This window comes from Roseburia sp. AF12-17LB, assembly GCF_003479605.1.
GTDB classification, from domain to species: domain Bacteria; phylum Bacillota; class Clostridia; order Lachnospirales; family Lachnospiraceae; genus Roseburia_C; species Roseburia_C amylophila.
Genome location: NZ_QUHR01000015.1, coordinates 1 through 18,976, shown reverse-complemented (window position 1 = coordinate 18,976; position 18,976 = coordinate 1). Strand labels below are relative to the sequence as shown.

The following is an 18,976-nucleotide window of genomic DNA, read 5'->3' as shown; positions in this document are numbered from 1 at the left end:
TAAGAAAACAGGAGGTTTGTTATGGGTTTAATTAAAGCAGTAGCACAGGCAGTTGGAGGAAGTTTTGCAGATCAGTGGTTAGAGGTAATCGAGCCGGATGATATGGGAGATCAGACCGTCTTTACCAGAGGTGTGTTGATTCGCCGTGGACAGAATACAAAGGGAACGGATGATACCGTATCTAATGGTTCCATCATCCATGTATATGATAATCAGTTTATGATGTTAGTAGATGGTGGAAAAATCGTAGACTATACTGCAGAACCGGGATATTACAAAGTAGATAATTCTTCTTTGCCATCCCTGTTTAACGGACAGTTAAAGGATACTTTAAAAGATTCCTTCGCACGTATCAAATTTGGTGGTCAGACACCGGATAAACAGAAGGTATTCTTTATAAATCTTCAGGAAATCAAGGGAATCAAATTCGGAACAAGAAATCCGATTAACTATTTTGATAATTTCTACAATGCAGAATTGTTCCTGCGTGCACACGGAACTTATTCCATTAAGATTGTAGACCCGATTCGTTTCTATGCAGAAGCAATTCCAAGAAACAAAGACAGGGTAGAAATCACAGATATCAATGAACAGTATATCTCTGAATTCTTAGAAGCATTACAGACATCCATCAATCAGTTATCTGCAGATGGCGTCCGCATTTCCTATGTATCATCCAAGGGACGCGAGCTGAGTAAATACATGTCAGAAACTCTTGATGAGGAATGGAACCAGATGCGTGGTATGGAGATTCAGGCAGTAGGTATTGCAAGCATCTCTTACGACGAGGAATCCACTAACCTTATCAATCTGCGCAACAAAGGTGCAATGATGGGTAGTGACCCGAATGTAATGCGTGGTATTGCTGTTGGAAATATTACGGAAGGTATCCGTGATGCAGGTTCTAATGCAGCAGGTGCAATGACCGGATTTATGGGTGTTGGAATGGGAATGAATGCATTCAACAGCAGCATGGACAGCTTAAATCAGATGACAGCAGGCATGCAGCAGAACCAGCAGATGAATAATGGAGCACAGATGGCAGGCGGAGTAGCAGGCGGAGTAGCAGGCGTGCAGCAGGCAGCACCGGCTCAACAGGCAGCTCCGGCACAGCAGGCAGCAGCACCGGCAGGCAATGAGTGGACCTGTGAATGCGGAACAACAAATACCGGAAAATTCTGCTGTAACTGTGGAAAACCGGCTCCTGCACCGGCAGTAAAGACAGACTGGACCTGTGAGTGTGGAACAACAAATACCGGAAAATTCTGTACTAACTGCGGAAAACCGGCTCCGGCAGCAGACTGGACCTGCGAATGTGGAACTGTAAATACCGGAAAATTCTGCAGCAATTGTGGAAAACAGAGACCATAATGGAGGAAGGAGCACTGCATGTCAGTAATTAGTTTTAAGTGCCCGAATTGTGATGGCGAACTGATTTTTGACCCTGCTTCCGGCGCATATAAATGCGAATATTGTGGCTCAAAATTTACACAGGAAGAACTGGATGCCATGAAGCCGGCGGAGGAAAAGGAAAAAACTGCCGGTAGCATGGATGGAAGCCAGGCTTCTGAGAATACAGACGGAACACAGGAAGAGAAGAAGACAGAGGAAGAAGCAGTCATTTATACCTGCCCAAGCTGTGGCGCACAGATTGTAACAGATGCAACCACAGCGGCAACCTTCTGCTATTATTGCCACAATCCGGTAGTGCTTTCCGGAAGATTATCCGGAAATTATATGCCGAATAAGGTAATTCCGTTTGCAATTGACCGTAAAGAAGCAGAAAAACGTTTTATGGAATATGTAGGCAGGAAAAAGTTTGTTCCAAAGGCATTTTTCAATAAGAAACAAATTGATAAATTATCTGGTGTATACTTCCCATTCTGGATTTATGATACCAGGATGAATGGTAATCTTTCGGCAGAGGCAACCCGTGTCCGGGTATGGCGTTCCGGGGATGAAGAATATACCGAGACAAAATTCTATGAAGTAGAACGTGGCGGAGATGTATCTCTTTCCAATCTGGAACTGAATGCATTACAGAAAGCCAACAAAGAGCTGGTAGAGGGTGTACTGCCATATCAGTTTGACAAGATGAAGGATTTCTCCATGGGGTATCTTTCTGGCTTTCAGGCAGAGAAGCGTGATATTGAAAAAGAAGGCGTAGCAGAGGAAGCTAGACGAGAGACAAAGGATTATGCAACCAGGCTCTTGCGGGAAAGTGTATCCGGCTATGACGGTGTGAAGGTACATAACTGCGGATTTTCTAATGGCAGTGAGAACTGGAATTATGTGCTTCTTCCAATCTGGACCATCACCTATCGCGCCAATAATGGCAAGATGTATTACTATTCCATGAATGGTCAGACTGGAAAAGTATGTGGAGAACTTCCGGTAGATTATAAGAAACTGACTCTGGTTAGTGGAATCATATCAGCAGCAGTGCTGGTACTTGGATTGTTAGGAGGGCTGCTGATATGGTAAAGAAAAAGATAATTGTACCGTTACTGCTTTTATGCAGTATGTTATTTGTTGTTCCTGTTATGGCATCAGAGCCAAAGGCAGACTTCGTCTATGATGACGCAGAGCTTTTTGCCCAGAGTGAAGCAGATTCCATCAGTGAAAAAATCAGCGATTTTTCCAGTGAGACCGGCTGGGAAATCTATGCATTTACCACAGAGGATGCGCAGGGGTATACTTCCCAGGAGTATGGAGAGAATACCTTTGACCAGTATGCCACCGGCATGGATGGCGTTGCTTTTGTCATTGACATGGATAACCGTGAAATCGCAGTGGTTCATTTTGGAGAAGCAAACCGTTATTATACGGACGAAAGAGTGGAAAGTATTCTGGATGAAGGCTTCAATTATATGGGAGATGCAGAGTATGCAGATGCCATGGAGGCAATGATTGATGAGGCAGAATATTATTACGGACAGGGCGTGCCAACCGGTCAGTATAATTACGATGAAGAAACCGGGGAGTATGATTACTACGAGAAAAATACGCTGACCTGGTTTGAAATTCTGATTACCTTACTGGTGGCATTAGGTATCGGTGGCGCATTCTGTGGAATCACAATTGGTAAATACCGCCTGCATTTTGATAAGTACAAATATGATTACCACAAGAACAGCCATGTAAATCTTACAAACCGCACTGACCGTTTTGTAAATCAGGTAGTAACCCATCGTCATATCCAGAGGGAATCTTCTGGTGGAGGCGGAAGCAGTTCAGGCAGAACAACAGTACATACCGGAGCAGGAGGACGAAGCACCGGAGGCGGAAGCCGTAAATTCTAAGAGCTTTCGGATAAGGAAAGCAAATATAAAAATTCGTCAATTTACCCATATGGAATCCGAAAAAGGTTCCATATGGGTACTTTTGTATAAAAAAGAGAAATTTACTTGTAATGGCTGTGTATATGTGCTATCATCTTTCTGGTGAGAACAGTTGTATTTGTACCACAAACAGTCGGAGGGGAATATGGCAGAGAATACGAAGTATTTTGTGTTGAAAGAGAAGGCTGTACCAGAGGTATTGCTGAAAGTAGTGGAAGCGAAACGTCTTTTAGAATCTGGCCGCGTAACATCCGTACAGGAAGCAGCCGAGCAGGTAGATATCAGCCGGAGTTCATTTTATAAGTATAAAGATGATATTTTTCCATTTCACGACAATGCGAAGGGGAGAACAATTACGATGGTAATCCAGCTGGATGATACGCCGGGATTATTATCAACCGTTTTGAATATCGTGGCAGAATTTCATGCCAACATATTAACTATCCACCAGTCCATACCGGTAAACGGGATTGCATCCCTGACACTGAGTATTGATATTCTGCCGGAGACAGGAGATTTGTCACAGATGGTAGATAAGATTGAAGGACAGGCTGGAATACATTATCTGAAAATATTAGCCAGGGAGTGAAACAACAATGAAAGCAGCAGTAATGGGATATGGAACAATTGGTTCCGGAGTAGTAGAAGTATTAAACATTAATCATGACAGCATTGCAAAACGTGCAGGCGAAGCAATCGAAGTAAAATATGTTCTGGATTTACGGGATTTCCCGGGAGACCCGATTCAGGATAAAATTGTGCATGATTACAAAGTAATTGCAGAAGACCCTGAAATTGGTATGGTAGTTGAGACAATGGGCGGTGTAGAGCCGGCATATACTTTTGTCCGTGCCATGTTAGAGGCAGGAAAACATGTAACAACTTCAAATAAGGCATTAGTAGCAGAGAAAGGTGCAGAACTGATTGCACTTGCCAAAGAGAAAAATGTGAATTTCCTGTTTGAAGCCAGCGTAGGAGGCGGTATCCCGATTATTCGCCCGTTAAATTCCTGCCTGACTGCAGATGTAATTGAAGAGATTACCGGTATTTTAAATGGAACGACCAACTATATGCTTACCAAGATGAGCGTAGAGGGTTCTGAATTTGCAGATGTATTAAAGGATGCACAGGATAAAGGATATGCAGAGAAAGATCCGACTGCCGATGTAGAAGGCTTTGATGCATGCCGTAAGATCGCAATCTTAACTTCTTTAGTATGCGGACAACAGGTAGACTTCAATGACATTCATACGGAAGGAATTACCAAAATCAGTGCAACAGATATCAAATATGCAAAAGCAATGGGTAAAGCCATTAAATTACTGGCAACCAGCCGTAAAGTAGGAGACAGCTATTGTGCAATGGTATCTCCATGTATGCTTCCACAGGAGCATCCATTGTATCCGGTAAATGATGTATTTAATGCAATTTTTGTACATGGTAATGTATTAGGAGATGCAATGTTCTACGGAAGTGGAGCAGGAAAACTTCCAACCGCCAGTGCTGTTGTGGCTGATATGGTTGAAATTGCAAAATTCAAAGATACCAACCTTCCAATGGAATGGAGACCGGAGAAATTAGAGCTTGCAGATTATAAGATGGTAACCAACCGTTTCTTTGTCCGTACCAAAGCAGACGAAGCAGCAGTAAAGAATGCATTCGGAGCAGTTGAGTTCGTTGCAGCAGAAGGTGTAAACGGCGAACTTGGATTTGTAACAGAAGAAATGACAGAAGCGGCATATGAAGAGAAAGCAGCAAAACTTGCTGATATTCTTCAGATGATTCGTGTAAAATAGTTGCGAAAAACCCTCTTCGAAATTATAATTGTACTAAGGGTATAAATATAATTTCAGGAGGGTATTTTTATGTCAAAATTTATTATGGCGTTAGACGCCGGAACCACCAGCAACCGGTGTATTCTTTTTAATGAAGCCGGTGAAATCTGCAGTATGGCACAAAAAGAATTCCGTCAGATGTTCCCGAATCCGGGATGGGTAGAACATGATGCCAATGAGATATGGTCGACACAGCTTGGGGTAGCAGTAGAGGCAATGTCTAAGATTGGTGCTACGGCAGCAGATATTGCAGCCATTGGAATCACCAACCAGAGAGAGACGGCAATTGTATGGAACAAAGAGACCGGAGAGCCGGTTTATAATGCGATAGTCTGGCAGTGCCGCCGGACCTCTGATATTGCAGATGCATTAAAGAAAAAGGGGTTGGAAGATTCCTATCGTAAGAAAACAGGATTGATTATTGATGCCTATTTTTCGGCAACGAAAATCAAGTGGATTTTAGATAATGTGAAGGGTGCAAGGAAATTAGCACAAGAAGGAAAGCTGCTCTTTGGAACGGTAGAGACCTGGCTTATCTGGAAGCTGACCAAAGGGGAAGCACATGTAACCGATTATTCCAATGCATCAAGAACCATGCTTTTTAATATAAATACATTAACCTGGGATAAAGATATTCTGGCAGAACTTGATATTCCGGAGAGCATGCTGCCAAAGCCGATGCCATCAAGCTGTGTTTATGGTTATACAGACCCGGCATATTTTGGAAGTGCGATACCGATTGCCGGTGCAGCAGGCGACCAGCAGGCAGCTTTATTCGGACAGACCTGCTTTTCCGAAGGAGAAGCGAAGAATACATATGGTACAGGCTGTTTCCTTTTGATGAATACGGGAGAACGTCCGGTATTTTCAGAAAACGGACTGGTCACCACCATTGCCTGGGGGTTGGATGGCAAAGTAAATTATGCGCTGGAAGGCTCTATCTTTGTGGCAGGTGCGGCAATCCAGTGGCTGCGTGATGGTATGCGTCTCATTGACTCCGCATCGGATTCAGAGTATATGGCAACCAAAGTAAAAGGAACCCATGGCTGTTATGTGGTTCCGGCATTTACCGGACTGGGGGCACCATACTGGGATCAGTATGCAAGAGGAACGATAGTTGGAATTACCAGAGGAACCAACAAGAATCATATCATCCGGGCAACACTGGAATCCATTGCTTATCAGGTGGAAGGAGTTATTTCTGCCATGGAAGCGGATGCCGGAATCGAAATCCGTTCCTTAAATGTAGATGGCGGAGCCAGTGCCAATAATTTCCTGATGCAGTTCCAGTCAGACATGATACAGGCGCCGGTAAACCGTCCGGCATGTGTAGAGACAACGGCAAAAGGTGCGGCGTATCTGGCAGGACTTGCAGTAGGCTACTGGAAGACCAAAGAAGATGTGATAAAGAACCAGCAGATAGAGCGGGTATTCCATCCACAGATGGAAGAAGAAGAGAGACAGAAGAAATTAAAAGGCTGGAAGAAGGCAGTAAAATATGCCTTTGGATGGGCAAAAGATACAGAAGAAGAGGAAGAGGCGTAAGCCACTTCCTCTTCTTCACTTTACAGGAAATTGCTTTCCTGTAAAGTAAAAAACGCTCCGCGAGGATGCGCACTGCGGCGTATAAGGTAGATGTCGCAAGCGACCGCCGCAGGCGTGAGAATTTGCCAAGGCACATTCTTTTTTCTCGTTAAGCGTTCGAAAAAGCTGCCGGTGGCAGCTCCTTATAGGTTTTGATATATAATACCTTATGATATATGCGTCAGCGGCATAAAATCAATCTGAAAGAATAGAAGAGCCGCATTTTTCACAATGAAATTTATAATAATAATAGCCAGTGCAATCCAAAGAAATACTTCCCGGAAATGCATGCCAATACGAAGCCTTCCCTTAGAGAGCCGCTCAATAGTCTGGGAAATCATAAACCAGGTGCAGAGCACAAAGGTATATGGCACAAAGGGATGATAAACCAGTGAGTGCAGGAAATCCCCATGCAGTAAAAAAGCTATCGCTCTGGTGCCACCGCAGCCGGGACAGTATAGTCCGGTCAGGCTGTGAAGCACACAGGGGAAAAGATATTTTGAAAGCTGGATATTCGTTGCTTTTATAAAAAGCACCAGCAGAAGAAGAGTGCCTATGATGCACCAGCCGGTGATATATAATCCGTTGTCCATAGCAGTGGACGTTTTTTTCTTTTCCATATAAACCCTCGCAAATCAGTATTCAAACAAAATATAGAATCTGTTGGTAGTATACAATTGTCATAAGGGAAAGTCAAAGTTATTGTGTTTCACCCAAGATATGTGTATAATAAAAAGAGGCACTTTTTTCAGACTTTGGAAGGAGGAGTGGTTTATGCAGATTGATGGATGGAATCCGAAAGATATAGGATATGATACCGGGTACAATCATACATATGGGGTCGGAACTGACGCAGATGCGAAGAGTACCGGGGTGGCAGAGGGCAGCAAAGGCGAATGCCAGACCTGTAAGAACCGGAAATATCAGGATGGTTCCAACGAGAATGTTTCTTTTAAATCAGCTTCCCACATCTCTCCGGAGGCGGCGGGAATCCGTGTGGCAGCCCATGAGGCAGAACATGTTTCCAATGCTTATGCCAAAGCAGCAGAAGGAAATGGTCAGGTGGTATCTGCAAGCGTAACACTTCGTACCGGCGTATGCCCGGAGTGCGGAAGAGTATATGTGGCAGGCGGAGAGACCAATACCACCATTAAGTATCCGAATGAAACAAATCCTTATCAGCAGGAGCGGAAGAGCCAGGATGCGGCAGATCTGACCGGAGCCAGAATCGACACAAGAAAATAAAAACAGGAGCTTGAGATAGATGAAAAGAAAATCAGCAGAAATAAAACGTATTGCAAGAGAAAATCTTACCGGACATTATGGATTGCCAATGGGAGCCATGGTAGTATCGCAGTTAATCGTAACTTTGCCGACCATGTTCTTTTCCTGGAATTTGACACCGTATTCCGGAAAAATGGAGTGGGCAATTTATTATGTGGCAGCATTTGTACTGGCATTGCTGGGGGTTGTTTTAAATATAGGAATTCTCCAGATTGCCCTGCGAATGGGAAGAAAGCAGCCATATAAGTTTACCGATATGTTCTATGGATTCAATCATCATCCGGATAAATACATTCTGGCATATCTTTTATTTATGGTTGTGGTATTAATTCCGATGCTTCCGGCAATCGCAGTCTCTGTTGGAATGTATGTAACTGCCATTTCCGGCAGCATGAAAATCACAGAGGGGATTTTTATTGGCTATGTAGTAGCTATGTGTGTACTTGGAATTGGAGGAGAAGTGATCGCATTTATTCTTTCCTTAAAATATTCCATGCTGTTTTTGATATTGCTTGAGGATAATACCAAGGGAATCCGGCAGGCAATGAGGGAAAGTAAAGCACTGATGCAGGGCAACAAGGGAAGATACTTCTATATCATGTTAAGCTTCCTTGGCTGGTCTTTCCTTGGCCTCCTTTCATTTGGAATTGGCTTCCTGTGGATTGGACCATACTATACGCAGACACAGGTGACATTCTATCGTGACATTACAGGAGAATTAGACCGGACAGAAAACCAGACAGACCCATACGGAACAAAACAGCAGAATCCGCAGTACAGTACGTGGAGTGCTTCGGTATAAAAATAAGAAAAGAAAAATGCCGGGAAATCAGAATTGGTTTCCTGGCATTTTTCTTTTGCATATATTTACTGGTACATTTGATTCATTTCATTAAACTGCCGCATCAGTTCGTTATAATCAGCGGTATTTCCATTGGACATCTGGTTGATGAAATCGGCGTTGGTAAACATCATGACAATGACGAAAGTATAAAGTGCAATAGTAAGTACAAGACCGATAATTCCAAGGACGATACCGATTTTGCCGGTGGTGGAAAAAGTCATCTCGCCGCCACGGGAAAGAAGTCCTAAAATAATGGCAAGTGCCCCACAAGGCAGTGCTGCATACAGGCAGCAGAAAGTTACAATGGAGACAATGCCAAGAGCAATGGATGCGGTGGCAAGTCCGGTGGAACGTTTGTCCATGTAATTACGTTGTGGTGCCTGGTTCATATTATATGAATAATTGGGATTTGGTTGATAGCCGTTTGGCTGCTGTTGAAAATCCATAAAAAACCTCCTCAAATCGTGAATAAATCCAGTATACCATTTTCTGCCGGAAAAAACAATAAAAGCCAAAATCTTCCCTTTTGCAGAAATGCCTGATGTGCTATAATGAGCGCAAACGCATCAACAGGAAAGGAAATACAAGATGGACATAACAGCAAAAATTGCCGAAGAACTTGGAATCAGAAAAAATCAGGCACAGGCAGCAATTCAGTTAATTGATGAAGGAAATACCATTCCTTTTATTGCCCGGTATCGAAAAGAAGCAACCGGCGCATTAAATGATGAAATATTACGTAACTTATTTGACCGGCTGACTTATCTTAGAAATTTAGAAGAGAAGAAAGAACAGGTCATTGCCAGCATTGAAGAACAGGGCAAGCTGACGGACGAACTGCGGAAACAGATAGAAGAAGCACAGACACTGGTAGTCGTAGATGATTTGTACCGTCCATACCGACCGAAGCGCAGAACCAGAGCAACCATCGCCAAAGAGAAGGGCTTAGAGCCGCTGGCAAATGTAATCAGTCTTCAGATGCTTAAGACTCCAATCTTAGAAGAAGCAGCAAAATATATCAACGAAGAAAAAGAAGTTCATACTGCAGAGGAAGCGTTAGAAGGTGCTAAGGATATTATTGCAGAGCATATTTCCGATGAAGCAGATTATCGTATCCGCATCCGTGACCTTACCGTAAAACATGGTCGGATTGTATCTGCTGCCAAAGATCCGGAAACAGAATCTGTTTATGAAATGTATTATGATTTTGATGAGCCGATTGCAAAAATGGCAGGACATCGTACGCTGGCATTGAATCGTGGAGAGGCAGAGAAAATACTGACAGTAAAAGTAGAAGTGCCGGAAGAACAGATTATTCCGTATTTACAGAAAAAGGTAATAACCAAAGATAATGCCATAACCAGACCTGTTTTGGAAGAAGTAATCGAAGACAGCTATAAGCGTCTGATTGCACCGGCAATCGAGCGTGAGATTCGAAGTGACCTTACGGAAAAGGCAGAAGACGGAGCAATCAAAGTTTTCGGAAAAAACTTAGAGCAGCTTCTGATGCAGCCGCCAATTGCAGGACAGGTTGTGCTTGGCTGGGATCCGGCATTCCGTACCGGATGTAAGCTTGCAGTGGTAGATCCGACCGGAAAAGTATTGGATACGACAGTCATTTACCCGACAGCGCCACAGAATAAGGTAGAGGAAGCAAAAGTAGTATTAAAGAAACTGATTTCCAAGTATCATATTACACTGATTTCTCTTGGAAATGGAACAGCATCCCGTGAGTCGGAGCAGATTATTGTAGATTTATTAAAAGAGATTCCGGTAAAAGTACAGTATATTATTGTAAATGAAGCAGGTGCTTCCGTATATTCTGCAAGTAAACTTGCAACAGAGGAATTCCCAAACTTTGATGTGGGACAAAGAAGTGCCACTTCCATGGCAAGACGGTTGCAGGATCCGCTGGCAGAGCTGGTTAAAATTGATCCGAAATCCATCGGGGTTGGTCAGTATCAGCATGACATGAACCAGAAAAAATTAAGTGAAGCCTTAGGCGGCGTGGTAGAAGACTGCGTAAATAAAGTTGGTGTAGATTTAAACACCGCATCTGTATCCCTGTTGGAATACATTTCCGGTATCAGCAAAGTGATTGCGAAAAATATTGTGGCATACCGGGAAGAAAATGGAAAATTTGCATCCAGAAGCCAGCTTTTGAAAGTGGCAAAATTAGGACCGAAGGCATATGAACAGTGTGCCGGTTTTCTTCGTATTACCGGTGGAAAGAATCCGTTGGATGCAACCGGCGTGCATCCGGAAAGTTATGAAGCAACCAGAAAGCTTTTGGAAAAATTAGGATATTCAGAAGAAGAGATAACCGGTGGCGGATTAACCGGGATTTCAAAGAAGATTTCAGATTATAAGAAACTGGCAGCAGAATTGGAAGTAGGAGAACTTACTTTACGGGATATTGTAAAGGAACTGGAAAAGCCGGCAAGAGATCCGAGGGAAGATATGCCAAAGCCGATTCTGCGGAGTGACGTACTGGAAATGAAGGATTTGACCCCGGGAATGGTATTAAAAGGAACCGTCCGTAATGTCATTGACTTCGGTGCCTTTGTGGACATCGGAGTACATCAGGATGGACTGGTACACATTTCCCAGATGAGCGAACGCTATATCAAACATCCGCTGGAAGTGGTCAGTGTGGGAGATATTGTAGAAGTAAAAGTAATGAGCGTAGACCTTAAGAAACAGAGAATCCAGCTTACTATGAAACTGTAAATAAAAGGTAACAGATAAAATTGGGTATTGACAAGGAAAAAGTGAAGCTCTACAATAGACCCATAGTAATTGAATAGGAAGTCTTCGGGGCAGGGTGATATGCGAAGCATAGATTCCCGACCGACGGTGATTGTGCATGACACATTAGTCCGTGAACTGCAGTATTGCAGTTGATTTGGTGAAAATCCAAAACCGACAGTATAGTCTGGATGGGAGAAGATAAGTGACCATTAAGGTGATTATTTTGCGTGCCCCGGATAGTTTTATCCGGGGCTTTTATGGTACACCAATACTCCGGACATCCCTTGCAAGAGCTAAAAGTAAAGAAAAAAGGAGTAAAAGAAATGAGTACAAACAGTGTAACAACAAACAGCAACGTAAAAACAGGTGTAAATGCAAGATATCTGACGATGACAGCAATGCTTTCAGCCATTGCGTTCATCCTGATGTTCCTTGATTTTGCAGTTCCTTTTATGCCAAACTTCATCAAACTGGATATTTCAGAACTTCCGGCATTGATTGGAGCATTTTCCATGGGACCGGTCAGCGGAATTGTAATCTGCCTGATTAAAAATCTGATTCATCTGACTATTACAACCACAAGTGGTGTTGGAGAACTGTCCAATTTCATTCTTGGAGTAGCGTTCGTGCTTCCGGCAGGACTGATTTACAAATTTAAGAAGAACCGCAAAGGTGCATTAATCGGTTCTTTAGCAGGAGCACTTTTCATGGCAGTATTCAGTGTGGTATCAAACTATTTCCTGGTATATCCGTTCTATACAGCATTTATGCCGGAAGATGCCATTATTGGTGCTTACAATGCAATCGCTTCTGCAGTAGGCGGACATATGGATAATTTATTGGAGTGTCTTGTAGTATTTAATATGCCATTCACCTTCTTAAAAGGTATGATTAGTGTTGGAATTACATTTTTGATTTATAAACATATTTCACCAATCATCAAAGGAACCAACAGCCGTAAGAATTAGACGTCCCTTTTTTGCCCGACACAAAATTGATAAAGAGTTTGTCTATTCCCGAAAATAATGCTATACTTCAATCAGAAAAGTAAGCAGGAGGAAAGACAATGCCAATTGAATTTGATGTAAAAATAACAGCGAACGATATGTACCGGTTTAATATGTATCATATATATACCAGTTTTACCGGAATCTTTTCCATCTTGGCAGCGGTGCTTGGATTTGTAGCCGCAGTGGGAACCTATGGAAAGGTAGATACCATGTATACGGTGCTTTACATCATATTTGGCATTGTCTTTCTTTTTTATTTTCCATTAACCTTGAAAATGCGGGCGGCAAGACAGATTTCCATGTCAGAGGCACTGAAAAGTACGCTGCATTATATGTTGGATGATGAAGGTGTCCATGTATCTCTGGGAGAAGAAAATGCCCTGCTGGAGTGGAAACAGATTTATAAAATGGTGTCAACAAAGCATAATGTTCTGATTTACAGCAGCCGCGTAAATGCATATATCCTGCCGATGGAAATTGTAGGCGGACAGTATGCAGCGTTGAAGGAACTGGCAGATAAGAATTTGAAGAAGCACCAGAATTGTATGAAGAAGAGATAGGAAGAAAAGTATATGGTATATGAAACATTTTCGGCAGAAGAAACAGAAAAGTTAGGCGAACAGATTGGACGGGAAGCAAAGCCGGGAGAAGTGTATACATTAATCGGAGATTTGGGAGTAGGAAAAACCGTTTTTACCCAGGGAATAGCCAAGGGTTTGGAGATAACAGAACCTATCTGCAGTCCGACTTTTACTATTGTGCAGGAGTATGAAGAAGGAAGAATGCCATTTTATCATTTTGATGTATACCGGATTGCGGATATTGAGGAAATGGATGAAATCGGCTATGAGGACTATTTTTATGGAAATGGTCTGACCATGATAGAATGGGCAAATCTGATTGAAGAAATTTTACCGGATCATTACCGGCAGATAACAATAGAAAAAGATTTGGAAAAAGGATTTGATTATCGCAGGATAACAATAGAAGAGGTGGAACGATGAAAATATTGGGATTGGACAGCTCCGGACTGGTAGCCAGCGTAGCAGTAGTAGAAGATGATGTGCTGTTGGGAGAATTTACTGTAAATTATAAGAAAACACATTCACAGACCTTGCTGCCAATGTTAGATGAACTTGCGAAAATGATAGAACTGGATTTGGATACATTAGATGCCATTGCAATTGCAGCGGGCCCGGGCTCATTTACCGGACTTCGGATTGGCTCTGCAACAGCAAAAGGATTGGGACTTGCACTGGATAAGCCGTTGATATCCGTACCGACCGTGGATGCACTGGCATACAACCTCTATGGGCATAGAGATATTATCTGTCCATTAATGGATGCCAGAAGAAACCAGACCTATACCGGTTTATATCAGTTTGAAGACGAAAAAATGCAGGTATTGTGCCCACAGTGCGTTGTGGGAATTGATGAGATTGTAGCAAAGATAAATGAAAACAATGCTCCGGTTGTATTTTTGGGAGATGGTGTCCCGGTATTTACCACTTATATAGAAGAAAACTGTAAAGTGCCATATTCCTTTGCACCGGCACATGTGAATAAGCAGCGTGCAGCAGCTGTTGCAGCTTTAGGAGAAGAATATTACAAAGCAGGTAAATTAGAATCTGCAGAAGAACACAAACCGGAATATCTGCGCCTTTCCCAGGCAGAACGCGAGAGGATGGAACAGCATGGAAATTCGTAGAATGTCAGAGGCAGATGTTTTTGATGTAGCAGCCATAGAGGCAAAAGTTTTTTCGCAGCCATGGAGCGAGCAGGGATTTCGCGATGCTCTTGCCATGAACCATGTGATTTTTCTGGTGGCAGAAGAAGCGGGTTCCATCTTAGGATATTGTGGAATGTATATGGCATTAGATGAAGGCGAGATTACCAATGTGGCAATAAGTGAAGCCTGCAGAAACAGAGGTTATGGGGAACAACTAGTAACAGAACTAATGCAGCAGGGTAGAAAACATGGTATTAGCCGGTATGTTTTAGAGGTAAGGGTATCCAATGAGCCTGCCATTCGCCTGTATCAGAAACTTGGATTCTCTGTACTTGGAACTCGAAAGAATTTTTATGAAAAGCCCTCAGAGGATGCATATATCATGAGCAGGGTCCAGTAATTTCCACTGCAAATTTATTAGAATGGTTCTATAATGAAAGAGAACCACAAGATAAGAGACGGAGGATGCGAAATGGTTTGCAATTGTTGTGGAAAAGAAATCGAAGAACGAAAACAGGATTATATTTATATAGAAAAAGAATGGAATTATTTTTCTGCTAAGGATGGTGTGAAAAGCAAACTGCGTGTATGCGAGTCCTGCTTTGATGAATGGACAAAACAGTTTGTGATACCGCCTTTAATGGAAGAAGTAACAGAAATTGTATAGAGAGCTGAGGAAATAGAATGTTAGATGTCTGTTTATTAGGAACCGGTGGAATGATGCCATTGCCATATCGCTGGCTGACTTCACTGATGACAAGATATAATGGCAGCAGTCTGATGGTTGACTGTGGCGAAGGCACCCAGATTGCAGTAAAAGAAAAAGGCTGGAGCTTCAAGCCGGTGGATATTATGTGCTTTACACATTACCATGCGGACCATATCAGCGGACTGCCTGGAATTCTTCTTACCATGGGAAATGCGGAACGAACGGAGCCGCTGACGATGATTGGACCAAAGGGGCTGGAACGTGTGGTAAATGCACTGCGTGTGATTGCACCGGAACTGCCTTTTGGGATTAAATTTATAGAACTGACGGAACCGGAAGAGACTATAGAATTAAAGGGATATACGATCCATGCTTTCCGGGTGAACCATAATGTTATCTGCTACGGCTATACCTTGGAGATTTCAAGGGCTGGAAGATTTTCAGTGGAACATGCATTAGAACGGCAGATACCGCAGAAATACTGGAGCCGCCTGCAAAAAGGTGAAATTATTGAAGAAGAGGACAAGACCTATCTGCCGGAAATGGTATTAGGCCCGCCAAGAAAAGGCATCAAGCTGACATATTGTACTGATACCCGCCCGACGGAGAGCATTGCAAAAAATGCCAAAGATTCCGATTTATTTATCTGTGAAGGTATGTATGCAGAAAAAGAGAAACTTGCAAAAGCGAAACAATATAAACATATGACTTTTTATGAAGCAGCACATCTTGCCAAGGATGCCGGGGTGAAAGAAATGTGGCTTACCCACTTCAGCCCGTCCCTTGTAAGGGGCGAAGACTATATGGATGCTGTAAGGAAGATATATCCGAATGCATATTTAGGCAAAGATGGAAAGAGTGTTACACTGGATTTTGAGGAGGCGTAAACATGAAGAAACGTACAGCAGGCATAATTAAGACAGTTATTATAGGTGTGATTTGCATTGGAATTGTGGTCGGATTTTATTATTATCTGACAAACCGCTCACCAAGAAGTGTGGAAACAACAGGAGAAACAGATGAGATAACCTCTGTTTTAAGTAAAAATTTAGAGAAGGATTATCCGGCGTCACCTCGTGCTGTAATCAAATATTATAATAGGATTCTGCTCTGCCTTTATAATGAAACTTATGATGATGAGCAGTACCAGAAGCTGTTGGAGAAGATGCGTGCACTGATGGATGAAGAGTTATTGGAAAACAATCCGCAGGATACATTTTCAACCCAGATGCAGAATGACATTGCGGCTTATAAAGCAGAAAGTAAGATTATAGCAACAGCATCTGTCTGCGATACAGATGAAGTGGCTTATAAGAAAGTAGATGGAAGTGATTGTGCCTATGTGACGGCATCTTATTTCCTGCGCTCTACCAAGGCATATAACCGGGCTAACCAGGAATATGTGCTGCGTAAGGATGAGAATGGGGACTGGAAAATATTAGGATTTGTGGCACTGGAAGGAGACAATGGTGATGCAGAAAAATAAAGGAGATATTGCAATTCTTGCAATAGAAAGTTCCTGCGATGAGACTGCGGCGGCAGTTGTAGTAAATGGAAGGGATGTGAGATCGAATATCATTTCATCCCAGATTGCATTACATACCTTATATGGAGGTGTGGTTCCGGAAATTGCATCCCGTAAACATATTGAGAAAATTAATCAGGTAATAACAGAAGCAATGCAGGAAGCGCAGGCAGACTGGGCAGATATAGACGCAATCGGTGTAACTTATGGACCGGGATTAGTGGGTGCCCTCCTGGTTGGTGTGGCAGAAGCGAAAGCAATCAGTTATGCAAGAAATATTCCACTGGTAGGTGTGCATCATATTGAGGGACACATCAGCGCAAATTATATTGAAAATAAAGAGTTAGAGCCACCATTTTTATGTCTTGTAGTATCCGGCGGTCATACACATCTGGTAAAAGTACTGGATTATGGAAAATATGAGATACTTGGAAGAACCAGGGATGATGCAGCAGGTGAAGCCTTTGATAAAGTGGCGAGAGCAATCGGATTAGGCTATCCGGGTGGACCAAAGATTGAAAAAGTAGCACATGAAGGAAATCCTCATGCTGTGGAATTCCCAAGACCGAAGATTGCAGATGGGGAGTATGACTTCAGCTTCAGTGGCTTAAAGTCTGCTGTTTTAAACCATCTGAACAGCTGTAAAATGAAAGGTATTGAGATTGTGCAGGCGGATATTGCAGCATCTTTCCAGAAAGCGGTTATTGATGTGCTGGTGGGAAATGCCATGCATGCCATTGAAAAATATCAGATTGATAAATTTGCTATTGCGGGAGGAGTGGCTTCTAATGGAACCTTAAGAGGAGCAATGGAAGAAGAGTGCCGGAAGAGAAATGTGGCATTTTATCATCCGTCGCCGATTCTCTGTACCGATAATGCAGCAATGATAGGTGCAGCAGCATATTATGATTACCGGGCGGGAATCCGTTCCGGACTTGATTTGAATGCAGTACCAAACTTAAAATTAGGAGAACGTTAATGGCAAAGTATACAGCAATCGTGCTTTCTGCGGGAAAAGGAAGCCGCATGGGAAGCTCTGTCCATAAGCAGTATCTGCTTCTTTGTGGGAGGCCGGTGATTTATTATACCCTTAAGGCATTTGAAGAAAGCCCGGTAGATGAAATCGTACTGGTAACCGGTGAAGGAGAAGAGGAATACTGCCGGAAAGAAATTGTAGAAAAATATAAATTGCATAAAGTAACGAAGATAGTAAAGGGTGGTAAGGAACGTTACCACTCTGTTTTTCAGGGCTTAAGTGCGTGTGAACATACGGATTATGTACTGATTCATGATGGGGCACGCCCGTTTATAGGGCAGGAAGTCATCCGACATATAATGGATGAAGTGCAGAAAAAACATGCATGTATTGCAGCTGTGCCGGTGAAGGATACCATAAAAAAGGTAGATGAAAATGGAAAAGTAGAGGATACACCACCAAGAAAAAGCCTTTATACGGTACAGACACCGCAGGCATTTTTCTATTCCCTGATTTATGATTCTTATCAGAAGATGATAGCGGATGGAAGAGAAGATGTTACAGATGATGCAATGGTAGTGGAGGCGTATGGAAAAGTTCCGGTATATGTAATAGATGGGAGCTATCGCAATTTTAAGATTACAACACCGGAAGATTTGGAAATGGCGGAGTTTATGCTGAATGCAGGAAATCCTGGTAAGGGTGTATGTTCATAGAAAATGAACCATCCGGCACCAATGGGAAATCAAATGAATATGTTTTGAAATTTTGAAAAATGATTTTGAAAAAATGAAAATAATTGTTGACATGCTATCTATTTGATGATAGAATCATTTTTGCGCTGATTTGAAGCGTATCAATATGGAGAGATATCGAAGTGGTCATAACGAGGCGGTCTTGAAAACCGTTTGTCCGCAAGGGCGCGTGGGTTCGAATCCCACTCTCTCCGCTTCCAACTTAATAATTGGAAACTGATTCGGAGAAGTACCCAAGCTGGCCGAAGGGACACCCCTGGAAAGGGTGCAGGTCGTTAACAGCGGCGCGAGGGTTCAAATCCCTCCTTCTCCGCTCGCTTGTGAGATGATCATGCGGACGTTCGACAATGGATTTTACGACTGTAAAAAATAAGTCAAAAAAAGTAAAAAAGTTGTTGACAAAGAGAAAGTCCTGTGATAATATAAACAAGCTGACCGGTGAGAACAAAGCAAAAGAGTTCGCAGAACTGGTCAAGAACCTTGATAACTGAACAGTGAAATAACCTTGAAAGATTTTGAGAAAAACGTAATCGTAAAGATTACAAAATCATTCAGGACAGCATCTCTATTCATATAGAAAAATGCGACCTAAAACAGTAAACTTTAGGATATTTAGCCAAGCTAGATTTCTGA

Annotated in this window: 21 protein-coding genes, 2 tRNA genes and 1 riboswitch; of the genes, 21 read left to right on the top strand and 2 right to left on the bottom strand. The window is 42.6% G+C overall.

The genetic code is table 11. From position 1 onward, the window contains the following. Nucleotides 1-21: 21 nt before the first annotated feature. The 6 genes from DWV68_RS13480 (at nt 22) to glpK (ending at nt 6,721) form a co-directional block, all read left to right on the top strand. Nucleotides 22-1,371, top strand: a complete 1,350-nt coding sequence (locus DWV68_RS13480; protein WP_118666025.1) for an SPFH domain-containing protein — start codon at nt 22-24, stop codon at nt 1,369-1,371. Nucleotides 1,372-1,389: 18 nt separating this feature from the next. Beyond that, nucleotides 1,390-2,484, top strand: a complete 1,095-nt coding sequence (locus DWV68_RS13475) for a TFIIB-type zinc ribbon-containing protein (protein WP_117842240.1) — start codon at nt 1,390-1,392, stop codon at nt 2,482-2,484. Continuing rightward, nucleotides 2,478-3,302 (top strand): TPM domain-containing protein, encoded by an 825-nt coding sequence (locus DWV68_RS13470; protein WP_118666023.1) that lies wholly within the window; start codon nt 2,478-2,480, stop codon nt 3,300-3,302. Before DWV68_RS13475 ends, DWV68_RS13470 begins: the two co-directional genes overlap by 7 nt. A gap of 184 nt (nt 3,303-3,486) precedes the next feature. Then, the gene (locus tag DWV68_RS13465; protein ID WP_117947715.1) at nt 3,487-3,930 is read left to right on the top strand and encodes an ACT domain-containing protein; all 444 of its coding nucleotides are present in this window, start codon (nt 3,487-3,489) and stop codon (nt 3,928-3,930) included. A gap of 7 nt (nt 3,931-3,937) precedes the next feature. Then, nucleotides 3,938-5,137 carry a homoserine dehydrogenase gene (locus DWV68_RS13460; protein ID WP_022243549.1) on the top strand — a complete coding sequence of 400 codons (1,200 nt, stop codon included), beginning with the start codon at nt 3,938-3,940 and terminating at the stop codon, nt 5,135-5,137. 69 nt (nt 5,138-5,206) lie between these two features. Further along, nucleotides 5,207-6,721 (top strand): glycerol kinase GlpK, encoded by a 1,515-nt coding sequence (gene glpK, locus DWV68_RS13455; RefSeq protein ID WP_118666021.1) that lies wholly within the window; start codon nt 5,207-5,209, stop codon nt 6,719-6,721. A gap of 206 nt (nt 6,722-6,927) precedes the next feature. On the opposite strand, the gene DWV68_RS13450 is transcribed toward glpK, so the two are convergent. Next, entirely contained in the window at nt 6,928-7,380 is a 453-nt protein-coding gene (locus DWV68_RS13450) for a DUF2752 domain-containing protein (protein WP_118542326.1), read from the bottom strand. 154 nt (nt 7,381-7,534) lie between these two features. On the opposite strand from DWV68_RS13450, the gene DWV68_RS13445 reads away from it, so the two are divergent. Next, a complete protein-coding gene (locus tag DWV68_RS13445; protein WP_242986237.1) occupies nt 7,535-8,005 on the top strand; it encodes a hypothetical protein in 471 nt (156 codons plus the stop codon). A 19-nt stretch (nt 8,006-8,024) separates the two neighbouring features. Then, on the top strand, nt 8,025-8,846 hold the full coding sequence (locus tag DWV68_RS13440; protein WP_117698933.1) for a DUF975 family protein: 822 nt from the start codon (nt 8,025-8,027) through the stop codon (nt 8,844-8,846). A gap of 65 nt (nt 8,847-8,911) precedes the next feature. Here the strand turns inward: DWV68_RS13440 and DWV68_RS13435 are convergent, their stop codons facing one another. Then, nucleotides 8,912-9,334 carry a DUF4190 domain-containing protein gene (locus DWV68_RS13435; protein WP_022243544.1) on the bottom strand — a complete coding sequence of 141 codons (423 nt, stop codon included), beginning with the start codon at nt 9,332-9,334 and terminating at the stop codon, nt 8,912-8,914. A 142-nt stretch (nt 9,335-9,476) separates the two neighbouring features. On the opposite strand from DWV68_RS13435, the gene DWV68_RS13430 reads away from it, so the two are divergent. From DWV68_RS13430 to DWV68_RS13370, 13 genes are all read left to right on the top strand, one after another. Then, a complete protein-coding gene (locus DWV68_RS13430) occupies nt 9,477-11,618 on the top strand; it encodes a Tex family protein (protein ID WP_117698932.1) in 2,142 nt (713 codons plus the stop codon). Between the two features lie 76 nt (nt 11,619-11,694). Next, nucleotides 11,695-11,843, top strand: a riboswitch (FMN riboswitch). 119 nt (nt 11,844-11,962) lie between these two features. Beyond that, a complete protein-coding gene (locus DWV68_RS13425) occupies nt 11,963-12,607 on the top strand; it encodes an ECF transporter S component (RefSeq protein ID WP_022243542.1) in 645 nt (214 codons plus the stop codon). A gap of 98 nt (nt 12,608-12,705) precedes the next feature. Continuing rightward, nucleotides 12,706-13,209 (top strand): YcxB family protein, encoded by a 504-nt coding sequence (locus tag DWV68_RS13420; protein ID WP_117947710.1) that lies wholly within the window; start codon nt 12,706-12,708, stop codon nt 13,207-13,209. 12 nt (nt 13,210-13,221) lie between these two features. Next, complete coding sequence (gene tsaE, locus DWV68_RS13415; protein ID WP_022243540.1) at nt 13,222-13,653, top strand: tRNA (adenosine(37)-N6)-threonylcarbamoyltransferase complex ATPase subunit type 1 TsaE; 432 nt, start codon at nt 13,222-13,224, stop codon at nt 13,651-13,653. Next, a complete protein-coding gene (gene tsaB / locus DWV68_RS13410) occupies nt 13,650-14,357 on the top strand; it encodes a tRNA (adenosine(37)-N6)-threonylcarbamoyltransferase complex dimerization subunit type 1 TsaB (protein WP_022243539.1) in 708 nt (235 codons plus the stop codon). Before tsaE ends, tsaB begins: the two co-directional genes overlap by 4 nt. Continuing rightward, on the top strand, nt 14,344-14,778 hold the full coding sequence (gene rimI / locus DWV68_RS13405) for a ribosomal protein S18-alanine N-acetyltransferase (protein WP_117947709.1): 435 nt from the start codon (nt 14,344-14,346) through the stop codon (nt 14,776-14,778). Before tsaB ends, rimI begins: the two co-directional genes overlap by 14 nt. A gap of 72 nt (nt 14,779-14,850) precedes the next feature. Then, entirely contained in the window at nt 14,851-15,045 is a 195-nt protein-coding gene (locus DWV68_RS13400) for a hypothetical protein (protein ID WP_022243537.1), read from the top strand. 17 nt (nt 15,046-15,062) lie between these two features. Then, on the top strand, nt 15,063-15,974 hold the full coding sequence (locus DWV68_RS13395) for a ribonuclease Z (protein WP_118666019.1): 912 nt from the start codon (nt 15,063-15,065) through the stop codon (nt 15,972-15,974). 2 nt (nt 15,975-15,976) lie between these two features. Continuing rightward, complete coding sequence (locus DWV68_RS13390; RefSeq protein ID WP_117842246.1) at nt 15,977-16,573, top strand: DUF6715 family protein; 597 nt, start codon at nt 15,977-15,979, stop codon at nt 16,571-16,573. Continuing rightward, the gene (gene tsaD, locus DWV68_RS13385; protein ID WP_022243534.1) at nt 16,560-17,591 is read left to right on the top strand and encodes a tRNA (adenosine(37)-N6)-threonylcarbamoyltransferase complex transferase subunit TsaD; all 1,032 of its coding nucleotides are present in this window, start codon (nt 16,560-16,562) and stop codon (nt 17,589-17,591) included. Before DWV68_RS13390 ends, tsaD begins: the two co-directional genes overlap by 14 nt. Further along, nucleotides 17,591-18,304 (top strand): 2-C-methyl-D-erythritol 4-phosphate cytidylyltransferase, encoded by a 714-nt coding sequence (gene ispD / locus DWV68_RS13380; RefSeq protein WP_118666017.1) that lies wholly within the window; start codon nt 17,591-17,593, stop codon nt 18,302-18,304. Before tsaD ends, ispD begins: the two co-directional genes overlap by 1 nt. A gap of 147 nt (nt 18,305-18,451) precedes the next feature. Further along, a tRNA-Ser gene (locus tag DWV68_RS13375) sits at nt 18,452-18,537 on the top strand. A 29-nt stretch (nt 18,538-18,566) separates the two neighbouring features. Then, a tRNA-Ser gene (locus DWV68_RS13370) sits at nt 18,567-18,656 on the top strand. The last annotated feature ends 320 nt before the right edge of the window (nt 18,657-18,976 follow it).